This window comes from Brevundimonas sp., from assembly GCF_035627055.1.
GTDB lineage: Bacteria > Pseudomonadota > Alphaproteobacteria > Caulobacterales > Caulobacteraceae > Brevundimonas.
Map to the genome: position 1 here is coordinate 74,940 of NZ_DASPMM010000001.1, position 10,138 is coordinate 85,077.

Annotated in this window: 14 protein-coding genes; all 14 read right to left on the reverse strand. The window is 67.7% G+C overall.

Annotated features, from left to right (window positions below; genetic code table 11):
* Positions 1-38: 38 nt before the first annotated feature.
* Complete coding sequence (locus VEA98_RS00370; RefSeq protein ID WP_324809974.1) at positions 39-449, reverse strand: DUF3168 domain-containing protein; 411 nt, start codon at positions 447-449, stop codon at positions 39-41.
* Entirely contained in the window at positions 442-855 is a 414-nt protein-coding gene (locus VEA98_RS00375) for an HK97 gp10 family phage protein (protein WP_324809975.1), read from the reverse strand. Before VEA98_RS00375 ends, VEA98_RS00370 begins: the two co-directional genes overlap by 8 nt.
* Complete coding sequence (locus VEA98_RS00380) at positions 848-1,207, reverse strand: head-tail adaptor protein (protein ID WP_324809976.1); 360 nt, start codon at positions 1,205-1,207, stop codon at positions 848-850. Before VEA98_RS00380 ends, VEA98_RS00375 begins: the two co-directional genes overlap by 8 nt.
* A complete protein-coding gene (locus tag VEA98_RS00385; RefSeq protein ID WP_324809978.1) occupies positions 1,207-1,950 on the reverse strand; it encodes a hypothetical protein in 744 nt (247 codons plus the stop codon). Before VEA98_RS00385 ends, VEA98_RS00380 begins: the two co-directional genes overlap by 1 nt.
* Entirely contained in the window at positions 1,947-2,291 is a 345-nt protein-coding gene (locus tag VEA98_RS00390) for a hypothetical protein (protein WP_324809979.1), read from the reverse strand. Before VEA98_RS00390 ends, VEA98_RS00385 begins: the two co-directional genes overlap by 4 nt.
* Entirely contained in the window at positions 2,291-3,046 is a 756-nt protein-coding gene (locus VEA98_RS00395; RefSeq protein ID WP_324809981.1) for a hypothetical protein, read from the reverse strand. Before VEA98_RS00395 ends, VEA98_RS00390 begins: the two co-directional genes overlap by 1 nt.
* Positions 3,033-4,406: a phage portal protein gene (locus tag VEA98_RS00400; RefSeq protein WP_324809983.1), complete on the reverse strand. Its 1,374-nt coding sequence runs from the start codon at positions 4,404-4,406 to the stop codon at positions 3,033-3,035. Before VEA98_RS00400 ends, VEA98_RS00395 begins: the two co-directional genes overlap by 14 nt.
* A gap of 3 nt (positions 4,407-4,409) precedes the next feature.
* On the reverse strand, positions 4,410-4,658 hold the full coding sequence (locus VEA98_RS00405) for a hypothetical protein (protein ID WP_324809984.1): 249 nt from the start codon (positions 4,656-4,658) through the stop codon (positions 4,410-4,412).
* A 68-nt stretch (positions 4,659-4,726) separates the two neighbouring features.
* The gene (locus VEA98_RS00410; protein WP_324809985.1) at positions 4,727-6,757 is read right to left on the reverse strand and encodes a phage major capsid protein; all 2,031 of its coding nucleotides are present in this window, start codon (positions 6,755-6,757) and stop codon (positions 4,727-4,729) included.
* 41 nt (positions 6,758-6,798) lie between these two features.
* Positions 6,799-8,397, reverse strand: a complete 1,599-nt coding sequence (locus tag VEA98_RS00415) for a terminase large subunit (protein WP_324809987.1) — start codon at positions 8,395-8,397, stop codon at positions 6,799-6,801.
* Positions 8,398-8,572: 175 nt separating this feature from the next.
* Positions 8,573-8,959, reverse strand: a complete 387-nt coding sequence (locus VEA98_RS00420) for a P27 family phage terminase small subunit (protein ID WP_324809989.1) — start codon at positions 8,957-8,959, stop codon at positions 8,573-8,575.
* A 168-nt stretch (positions 8,960-9,127) separates the two neighbouring features.
* Positions 9,128-9,523 (reverse strand): hypothetical protein, encoded by a 396-nt coding sequence (locus tag VEA98_RS00425; protein ID WP_324809992.1) that lies wholly within the window; start codon positions 9,521-9,523, stop codon positions 9,128-9,130.
* A gap of 3 nt (positions 9,524-9,526) precedes the next feature.
* Positions 9,527-9,787, reverse strand: a complete 261-nt coding sequence (locus VEA98_RS00430) for a hypothetical protein (protein ID WP_324809994.1) — start codon at positions 9,785-9,787, stop codon at positions 9,527-9,529.
* A gap of 23 nt (positions 9,788-9,810) precedes the next feature.
* Positions 9,811-10,062 carry a hypothetical protein gene (locus VEA98_RS00435; RefSeq protein WP_324809996.1) on the reverse strand — a complete coding sequence of 84 codons (252 nt, stop codon included), beginning with the start codon at positions 10,060-10,062 and terminating at the stop codon, positions 9,811-9,813.
* Positions 10,063-10,138 lie beyond the last annotated feature (76 nt).

The following is a 10,138-nucleotide window of genomic DNA, read 5'->3' on the forward strand; positions in this document are numbered from 1 at the left end:
AGCGCCCACGAAGGGCTGGTTGACCGCAGGGGTGCGGATCAGGCGGAGGCGACCAGCGACAGGCGCAGCGCGACCGTCGCGCGGCTGGTCAGCCCGTCGGCGTCGCGCCGGTAGTTGATGTCCTCGACGTCCTGGATGACCACGACGTAGCCGGTCACCGTCAGGGGAGAGGAAAGGGCGGTAGAGACTGCCGCGGCGATCTGACGGACCTCGGGGAAGCCCACGGCGCGCGACCAGCAATCCAGCGAGAGGTAGACCTCCGCCTGTTCGCCGCAGCCGTTGCCGTCGTTCAGAACCTGCGACGCGCCGAGCGAGACGTAAGGAAAGGCCGCTCCCGTCGGCACGCTGTCATAGACCCGCGCCGGGTTGCCGATCAGGGCCTTAACGGATGCGGGGGCCCTCAAGGCCGCGACGATGGCGGCCTGTATGGCCAGCGAAGGGTCAATCATCGAACCCTCCCGCCTTCGCCTGCCTGATCGCCGCGTTCAGCGCCCGGCTCGCCCGGGCGGCGGCCCGCTTCTTCAACACGCGCTTGGCCGAGTTCCAGAAGGGCTTGCCGGGAACAGGCTTTCCATCCGGGCCCATGTGCCCCGCCTCAAGGTGCAGCGGATAAGGCGCTTCGGGCCCGCCAATGGAGACCGTGTAGCCGGTGTCGTTGTCGGTCTTCGCCATGACCAGTGTCGACCGCAGATCGCCGCCCTTGTCGTCCCCGGTGTGCGGAACGATGGCCTCGACCTTCGCCTTGAACTCGCTCGCGTTCTTCTCGTTGGCGCGGCGCATCTGCTCGCGCGCGGCCTCGGGGAGGCGCTGCGTGCGATCCTGAAGGCGCTTCAGGCCCTGGACCTCGTTAGCCATCGGCGCCGCCGGTCGTGGCCTGGATCAACAGCCATTGGCGTCGGCCGTCCATGTCCCCGATGAACACGATGTTGAAGGTCTGGCTGGCGTCGCGCTCGTTGATGGCGCGGTCCCCGACCTGAAGTCTGCGCGTTCCGCTGTCGCTGCGGACCCAGATGTCCCAGGACGCCAGCCCCGACAGCCGCGCCGCCTGCACCGCCTCATTGCCCCGTGTCGGCATCAGCGAGCAGGCGCGCGCGATGCCCATATCCGCCCAGTCGGTCGCGGTGTTGCCGTACCCGTCGTCGCCTTCGCCTCGGCGCTGGAACTTCACGCGCTGGCGCAGATCGCCCGCGCCCTTGGGGGCCGGCATCAGGCCTTCGCGGCCTTCTTCGCCCCGCCCTTCTTGCCGTCGCCGTCATGGTCGAGGGGATCGCTGAGCTCTTCAGCCTTGCCCGCCCTCACGGCGGCCTCGCCGGCCTCTCGCTTCACGGTGAGCTCCATCCCTGCCCGATAGGCGATGGTCACGCGGCGCTCGCCCGAGGGGGTGTAGTCGAAATCAGCGGTGAACCTGACGCGCATGGTCGGGGTCTCCTCAATGGGGGTGTAGCCGTCGGGGTAGCCGAACTGTTCAGCGGTCCAGCCGGACATCGACCGGATCGGGAGGCCCGCGTCCTTGGCCGCCAGCCATGCGGGCCTGTATCTCTCGACCAACGACCACTCGCCGGGGGTCACGTAATGCCCGGCCTCGCGCTCCATCGGGACGCCGCAGAGGATCACGCCTGACGCGTCCAGCGCCTGAACCGCAACCTGCGCGGCGTAGAGCCCCGACGACCCGGACCAGCCGAGCGGATGAACCTCTATGTCCGCGAGTCCGCCGTGCTTGCGGTGCACGAAGGCCCGGTAGTCTGTGTTCAGGGCCTTCTCGGCTCTCTCCGCACGCCACGCGGCGAACAGTTCGGGGTGCAGGGTCGCCCAGACATCGATGTGGCCCTCGTAGTCCCGACCGGCGAAGTTGGTGGCCACGATGATGGTGTGGAGGCCAGCGGTCAGGCGTCGGGCCCGCTCGAGGTCTTTCCAGACTGTCGGGGCGCCGCCGAGGACGAGGGCGATCACGCGATAGCCGGGTCTCGCAGGGGGTAGAGCAGGGCCCCGATGGGATTGTCGGGCCCCGGAACACCGGTCGCCAGTCGGGCCAGCATGTCGGACTTCTCCTCGTCCAGCAGGCTCTTGACGCCGAGAATGATGGCGGCGGTCACTTCAGGTGGAGCGGTCTCTGCGGTCCAGTCGTCGTCGGCTTGACTCTTCAGGTGCCGGAGCACCGCCGACTGCGCCTGTGCGATCTTCAGTTCGATGTCGGGCGTGCGCTCGTCCGTGAACTCCAGCGGGCTGCCGCTCTGGGTCAGGTCCAGCCGGAGGGCCAGGTTGACCTGCTCGAGCGTGACGAGGTCGACCATCAGATCTTCACCGTCGCGGGCGCTTTGGTTTGGGGGCCGGCGAAGTCCTTGCCGTCCCGGCCGCGCTTGACGGCCAGTCGCCAGTCGCCCTCGTCGGGCTTGCCGCCCGTAGTCTTCCGCGCGGTCCAGAACGAACCGCCCCAGGTCACGCCGTCGCCTTCCAGATACTCGGTCCCTTCCTTCCAGACACCCATGTCGCGGACGTAGGGCAGGAAGATTTCGTGGGTTTCGAGGGTGTCCTCGCTGGAGAACTTCAGCACCAGCACCTTGTCCTCGTGCCGGAACTCCGTGTCGAAGTCGCGCAGCGAGAAGCCCGCCGGGCCTCGCTCGCCATTCTGGCCATCCTTGCCCTCGACGCGGCCGAGGTCGCGGGTTGAGCCGTCCGATAGCGTCAGGATCAGGTTCCCCCCGCGGTCGATCACCGCCCCCGCCACTCCGACGCCGTCCCGCCCGTCCTTGCCGTCCAGCCCACGTTCGCCGGGGGCGCCCGCTTCGCCCGGCGCTCCATCCGCTCCGTCCTTGCCGTCGACGCCATCACGGCCGTCCGCGCCCGCCGCGCCGGCCTCCCCGTCTTGTCCATCGACGCCGTCACGGCCAGCCGGACCCGGATCGCCCTTCTCGGGCGCTCGCTTCTTCAGCTCGGCAATCTCTTGATCCTGCGCCTCGATCCGCTTCAGCAGGGGCGCAGTGGCCTCGTCCACATAGGACTTGACCACCTCCACCATCTGCTCGCCGAAGGCCTTACCGTCGAACATGCGAGAGCCCCTTCGTGAGAGCGATCATCGCCCGGGCGGCCTGAAGCTCGGCCTCGTTGTCGTTCGCGGGGTCCGCCTGCGCCGGTGCGGGCTCTTCCGTGCCGAACGGATCGGCCCCCGCATCCCGTCGCGCCAGCGCGGCGAGGGAATAGTTCTGCTGCTGGAGGTAGACGGCGTCGCCACCCTCGGTCGGGCCCTTGTCCAGCTTGGCGCGCATCTCGTCGATCTTGAGGATGCCGGCGCCCTCCTTGAGCACCTGCATCTGGGTCACGCTGTCCATGCGGAGCAGGTTTTCCGTGTCGAACTCGGTGCCAGTGCCGGCCGGGCACTCCAGCCCTTCATCAAGGCAGAGCTCGGCGGCCTCGATCAGGCTCTGCAGGCACTGCGAATAGTATTCGACGTTCAGCGCCTGGATGTTGTTGTAGGTCGGCATCTGGCCGATGCCGATCTTGTAGGGCGGGACGTGGAAGGTGGAGCAGACCACCTCCGCCGACCACTTCAGCTGCTCGATCAGCTGCGATTCCTCCGCCGACATGGCCATGCGCTCATACTTGAGCCCGTCACCCAGGACGGCTACTCGGCCCGCGTTCTCGCCTGAGAAGTTGGTTTCCCACGTCTCCTTGAGCCGGGTCGCCGTTTCGTCGGCGATGGAGCCCGGAGCGGTCAGCACTCCACCCGGCTGCGAGCGGTTGCCGAAGAAGGCAGCGGAACTGTCGAGGATGTTCATCCCCTGCATCGCCGCCAGACCTGAGGCGTAGATCGGCGAGGTGCCGACGAGGGGATGGAACAGGCAGTTCATCCGGTCGTGGATGATCTCCCGCGCCGGAACGAGGACATCAGCGGGCATCCCAGCGAGATTGTCCGTCTGGAGTTGGTAAAAGACCGACCCGTCATCGGCGACCATCGGAGTCACGCGGTTCGGGTCCAGCACATAGAGCGCCACCACGACGTTGCGGGCGTCCCGGCGCTTGAGGACGTAGGCGTTCCCCCGCATCAGCTTGGACAGCATCCAGCCTTCCCAGAACTGGATGCGGGTCTGCCACGGGTTCGGCTTGCGCAGGACCGGCGAATAGGCCGGGCTGTCGGCCTCTGTCCAGATCCCCGCGTCCTGCTTCACCAGCTTAACGCGCAGCTTCGCCACGTCGGAGGCGATCAGCGTCATGCAGGCGTAGACGGCGTGGAAGCTCAGGACGAGGTTGCGGTCGATGGTGACGTTCTGCTGCCAGGCGCCCTGATAGGACTCGTACACGCGGAACCAGCCGCGGCTCTCGGCCACGGAGGCGAGGTTCGCCGCCTTCACGATGGCCATCGCGGCCCGGGCGACAATGCCCGGCTTGCGCGGCTGAACCTGCGTCGCCAAGGATCAGTCCCCGCTCTTCGCGGCGGCGATCTTCTCGCGCAGGGTGGTGGCGTCCCAGCCGTTGAAGGGGCGCTTGCCGAGAGCCTTCTGATATGCCTCGCGCAGCACCTCGATCTCGCTCGGCGCGGCGGCCGGCATGGGCGCGGGGCGGGCGACCATGTCGCGGCGCTCATATCCCAGCTTTCCGAGAACGCGGGCGAAGCGGGGGTCACGCGAGGCCGCGGCCCGATCCATGTAGCGGCTGTTCTTCATGCCCGTCTCCCGTGGTCGAAAAGGGCCGGCCGGGGCGAACCCCCGGCCGGCCTTACTCATCGAGGCGATCAGCCGCCCCAGGCCACGCTGTCCAGCAGGGCCACCGCCGACGTGCGGCGCTTGGACCAGTTCAGGATGCGCTCGGCGCGGAAGGCCACGCTGTTCGTCTGGAACATCGAGACCAGCGACGTGGCCGTGGGGGTCACGGTGTCGTTGGTCGGGTTGTCCAGCATCTGCAGCGAGGCCTCGCGCGACACGTCGACCTGCACGCCGCCTTCATCCGCGAAGTAGATGTCGGAAGCGTTGACCAGGGCGACGAAGCCCGTGGTGACCGCCGGCGAGCCCGAGGTCTCGGTCGGGACGTATTCCGACACGATCACCGGCAGGCCGACGAAGGTGCCGCCCCGCATGGTCAGGCCCGGGAATTCCGGCTGGCCGAGCGGGTTGACCATCAGCGACAGCGCGAGCGCTGTGGCCGAGGACATGATCCAGACACCCGAGGTCGGCGGGTTGTTGGCCGCCACGAAGGTGGCCATCAGGGCCCGCACATCGGCGCGGATGTCGTCCGCGTCGCCGGTGCCGGTGGCGTTGACCGCGGTCACGCCGTTGGTGATCGACGCGGGCGAGACACCGGCCGAGGCCGCCTTGTCGGGATCGATGAAGTCGATGTCGATCCGTTCGGCGACGGCGGCGGCCAGCGCATCCCGAAGGATCGCATCGGCGGCCGGCGACGACTTCCGCAGCAGCTCTTCGGTCACGACCGAGATGGTGGCGACCTTGAGCTCGTCCAGGGACGTGCGGCTGAAGTCGAAGGCGGTCAGCGGCTTGGGCTTGCCCTCACCGACCCAGTAGGCCTGTCCGCCGCCGGTCTGGCCGATCAGGGCCGTGCGGAACGGGACGCGCCGCAGGTTCGGGATGCCGTTCTGGCCGAACTTGCCGACGATGGTCATCGGACGGAGGTATTCGGCGAAGTCGGCGTAGACCGCCGTTTCGTCGCCGACCAGGTCCTCGGCCCAGTTGCCCGAGGTCGAGGCGCCGGCGACCACGTTCGCCTTGGTGACGATGCGGTGGACGACCGAGTTCTCGCCGTAGAGCGACTTGGCGACGTCGCCTTGGCGGAGCTCGCCCTGGCTGAGGAAGGCGAGGGCCTTCACCTTGGCGAGGCGAGCGAACTCGATGCCGGGCTCGGCCTTCGGCTGGGCCTTGACCTGCACGGTCGAGGCGGCGCGGGCCTGGGAGCCCGTGGCCTCGGTCGAGACGCCTTGGACCGGCTGCGCGGTGGCGGCCGAGTTGGCCTCCTGCGCCTTCAGGCGCACGATATGGGCGTCGATGGCCTTGACCTCGGCGTCCAGGTTGTCGTGCTCCTCGGCCTGGGCGGCGTCCAGCGTCTCGTCGCCGGCCTCCTCCATGATGGCCGACATGCGCGCCGTCTTCTCGGTGCGCGCGGTTTGGAACGCAGCGATGCGTTCGGCGATGGTCTTCATTTTCGTGCCCTCCTTGGGCGCTTTCGAGTGAGCGACGACCGGGATGGCCTTCGCTGGCTTGCCCGAAGCGCCGGGCGAGGCGGGAGCCACGAGGGTGGCCCCGGACAGGTCGACCTCTTCCTCCTGCGGCTGGCCGGACGCGGCCCGCAGGTTGGAGTCGATCGACTTGATGCTGGTGATGGTGCAGTCGGCGTTGGCCGGGATGGTCACGAGGCTGAGCTCGAGGATTTCGAACTTCAGGAACCGGATGCCGCCGCCTTCCATGAGCGCGTATTCCAGCGCCCGGAAGCCGACCGACACGGCCTTGACCAGCTTCAGCTTGACCGACTGCCAGGCCTCGTCGAGCCGGTCCTTCAGGGCGCCGGGCTCGTCGGTCTTGACCATGCGGATGGTGAAGGGGATGCCCTTCGAGGTGGCCTTGCCCAGTTGGACGTGGCCGACAGGCTCATAGGGGTTGTGCTGCCAGAGGGCGGGGAGTTCCGCGGCGAACTCGGCGCCGAGGGGTTCGAGGATGTCCCCCATCCGGTCGGGCGTCGGCGTGGTCGCGATGCCAGTGATGATCCGCTCGTCTTCGCTGACGGCCTTCACATCGAGCATGGAATAGGCGCGGTTCATCGTCGCCTCCGTTCAGGTTGGCTGGGGGTGCCGGGGTCCGGCTAGAGGATGAGCATCTGGTATTGGCGCTCGGCGGCCTCGGTCTCATTCGCCAGCGCCGCGCCGGCTGCCATGGCGTTGGTCACCAGCCCGTCGATCCGGCCCCTGGACCGCTTCTTGTCGAAGGCCCTGTTCTTCTGCCCGTCCGCGATCAGTAGGGCGTTGCCGGCGCACCAGTAGGTGACGGGCGAATGATCGATGACGATCTGCTTGTTGAGGATCGCATCCTCGAACCGCTCGACGCTCCGGGGCATACAGAGCTGCCGGTCCTCGAACACCACCCGCGTCCCTTGGGCATGGGCGACCAGCTTGAGCCCTTGCCCTTCCGGTTCCGCCGGGCCCTTCCAGCGCCAGACCGGGAAGCCGATCTCGTCGCAGGCGGCGATGAAGTCCGCGATCCCTGCCGGATCGAAGGCCAGGTACTGCAGATCATGCTCTGCCGCGATCTCCGCCAGCTTGGCGGCCACGAACGACTTGTCGATCACGGCTCCGGGGACGACCTCCAGCCAGCCGTCCGCAGCCCACTGGCTGTAGGGCGCGCTATCGGCCCGCTCCCGGTCGTCCAGCCCATCCTTCGTGGTCCAGTACCAAGTCTTCGAGTAGAGCTTGCCGTCCTTCAGCCAGCTCACCGTCAAAGCGGTGAGGTCGTTCTTCTGCGACAGGTCGAGCGACGCCCAGCAGGGACAGCCCCGGAAGTCGTCCGGGTCCACCTCGCCCTGAACCGCGGCCCAAGACTCCTCGGCGATCCAGAAATCCACCGCCCCGGTCGGGATGCCGAAATACAGCCGCTTCACGGACATGGCCGTCGAGGTCAGCTGCCGGGCCGTATTGACCTCGCCCCGGATGTTCTCTTCCGGGAAGGTGATCCCCAACGCCGGCAGGGCCTTCACCCACGCCTTCGGGTTGTCGAAGATCGTCTCCCGGTCCGCCTTGTCGACCCGGGCGATGAAGGCGAACGCCTCGTCATCGAGAACTTCGCCCTTCAAGACCCGCTGGAAGAACTCGCTGTAGGCGGTCCCGACCAGCTGCGTCGATGCGGGGGTGTTCGTCCCCAGCAGCATCATCGCATCGCCCGGCATCTTCGCGATGGCCCGGCGCCACGTCTCGATGGAAGTCCCGAACTTGAACTCGTGGATCTCGTCCGCCGTCACCAGCGTAGGGCGCGGGCCGGAGATCGCCTCCCCATTCGCCAGCGCCTGAAACCTCGAGCCCGTCTCGGGATGCTCGATCTTCCAGGCGTTGTCGCCTTCGCCCCGGATCAGCACCTCGCCCCGGCTCACGAGGCTGTCAGTCTCATCCTCCGGCGTGTCCGGCAGGTTGGCCCGGCACATGGCCACGGCATCCTTGAACAGCACGTTCGCGGTCGCCCGGTCCTGACCGATCGCATAGACCTCTGACCTGGCCACCCCATGCCAGCCCATCATGTAGAGGCCGATGGCCGCCATGAGCGGTGACTTGGCCTGCCCCTTGCCAGTCTCCAGCCACGCCTGCCTGAACCGGAGTCGCCCGCTCTCCTTCTTCCACCCGAACAGGCTGCCGATCACGAACCGATGCCACGGCAGCGGGACGAACGGCTGCCCCTCCATCGCGCCAGCCGTCACGGTCAGGACCGCAGGAAAGAACCCCAGCGCCCGAGACGCCGCCGCTTCGTCAAACCACAGTCCGCGTGACGGGCCTTCCTTCAGGTCCCGCAGATGGCGCTCAGCCGCGAACTTCCCAAACTCTCCCGAGATGATTCGGCCCGCAACGACGTCCAGCGCCCATTGCGTCGTCGGGTCAGCCGGCTTTGACGGGCCGGAGATAGTCATCGGAGGCACGGGCAGACCTCGCTTTCCGCTCAACCTTCGCCGCCGTCGACCGCCGGCGAGGCGACAGGCCCAGCTCCGCCTCCAGCTGCGCCGCGTCCGATCCGGCCTCGCGCATCGCCATGAAGTGCGGACTGATCCGCGCGATGGCCTTCGCGTTCCCCCGGCGCGGCTTGGTCACCGCCCCGTTCTCGGCGACCTCCCGGCTCGACCGGTCAAAGTTGATGTAGGCCAGCACCAGCCGCTGGATCGCGTGACGGTTCGTAGGAGAGAGCGTGTTCCGCTCCCGCATCTCCGTCGTCACCAGGCGCCAGTATTCGCCGGCCGCCTCGATCTCCAGGTCGTCCGTCAGGAGCATCCGCCAGTGCGGCTCCGGTACGATCTCGCCCGTCCCTTGAACCACGTTCATGCGCCCTCACCCCTACGGGGTGCCCTCAACTTTTCGTTCTGAAACCGCTCTCAGTGAAAATGCAGGGCCCCCGCCGGTCCGTAAGGCAACGACTTCCAGACTTTCGACCCCCGCCCCCTATGGTCTGGGCTGGTTCCAGGGATGGGCGGCGTCGATGGGTCGCCCCTTGAGGTCACACCCTGCCACGAAGCCTCGGCTCTCTTGCTGCTGCTTGGTGATGTCGTGATGGTCAGGGCAGAGGGTTTGCAGCTCGCCGCACCAGAACAGGGTCTCGCTGCCCTTGTGCTCGATGACATGGTCGGCGACGAGGAAGCGCCGCCTCGGGTTAGCCTGCCTCTCACCGGTCGAGGTGAGGCTTCCGTCGTTGAGTATGCCCTTGGCCAGGCACATGCGGCACAGGGGCTCGGCCCTCAGTTGCTGAGCGCGGCGGCCGTGAGGACCGCACCAGCGGGCCAGCTTGTACCACGGGCGCCAAGCCTCAGCCTCCGGGCTCCGGTTGTCCCTGCGGGTCATGGGTTAGGCTGGGCGGCGCTGGCGGGTTCCGTGTCGCCGGGCTCGCTGCTCCAGCTTGGCCATCTCGGCGTGGACCATAGCCTGAACTTCGGAGGCGTCGATCTTCAGGACCAGCTTGCTGACGGTCTCGGCCTCGCGCCATGAACGCCAGACGATCTCGCCGTGATACCAGAGCACAAAGCCCTCGGGCCATTGGCTCAGGCGGACGACGCCACCATCCGGTGTTTCGGCGCGGGCGATCTCGACGATCTCAGCGTCAGCCATCCTCGCCTCCGATGTCGTGGGTGTCAGGCCGTGACGTGCATGGCCCGCTTGGTCTTCGGGTCGATCAGGGCCGACTCCCTCTTGGGGTAGCCGCCTATCCAGACCCGCCGGAAGGTGGCCGTCTCGTCCCCGGCGCAGCGGAGGCGCTCGTAGTAGTCGCCGTTCCTCACCGTTCGGTCGATGATGACCGGCTCGCAGCAGGTGCGGTCACAGACAGGACAGCCCGCGCGCTTGGCGTGGGCCGCAGCGATGATGCCTCCGACGTTCTCGGGCATGGCGTCTCGGTGCTGTGGTGATGGTGTCGCTTCCCCGGGCTGGCCGTTGCCGTAGCTCAGAACACAGGCGGGGGAA

Coding starts and splice junctions, on each gene's coding strand:
- VEA98_RS00370 (WP_324809974.1), bottom strand. CDS start 449: ATGATTGACCCTTCGCTGGCCATACAGGCCGCCATCGTCGCGGCCTTG.
- VEA98_RS00375 (WP_324809975.1), bottom strand. CDS start 855: ATGGCTAACGAGGTCCAGGGCCTGAAGCGCCTTCAGGATCGCACGCAG.
- VEA98_RS00380 (WP_324809976.1), bottom strand. CDS start 1,207: ATGCCGGCCCCCAAGGGCGCGGGCGATCTGCGCCAGCGCGTGAAGTTC.
- VEA98_RS00390 (WP_324809979.1), bottom strand. CDS start 2,291: ATGGTCGACCTCGTCACGCTCGAGCAGGTCAACCTGGCCCTCCGGCTG.
- VEA98_RS00395 (WP_324809981.1), bottom strand. CDS start 3,046: ATGTTCGACGGTAAGGCCTTCGGCGAGCAGATGGTGGAGGTGGTCAAG.
- VEA98_RS00405 (WP_324809984.1), bottom strand. CDS start 4,658: ATGAAGAACAGCCGCTACATGGATCGGGCCGCGGCCTCGCGTGACCCC.
- VEA98_RS00410 (WP_324809985.1), bottom strand. CDS start 6,757: ATGAACCGCGCCTATTCCATGCTCGATGTGAAGGCCGTCAGCGAAGAC.
- VEA98_RS00420 (WP_324809989.1), bottom strand. CDS start 8,959: ATGCTCCTGACGGACGACCTGGAGATCGAGGCGGCCGGCGAATACTGG.
- VEA98_RS00425 (WP_324809992.1), bottom strand. CDS start 9,523: ATGACCCGCAGGGACAACCGGAGCCCGGAGGCTGAGGCTTGGCGCCCG.
- VEA98_RS00430 (WP_324809994.1), bottom strand. CDS start 9,787: ATGGCTGACGCTGAGATCGTCGAGATCGCCCGCGCCGAAACACCGGAT.
- VEA98_RS00435 (WP_324809996.1), bottom strand. CDS start 10,062: ATGCCCGAGAACGTCGGAGGCATCATCGCTGCGGCCCACGCCAAGCGC.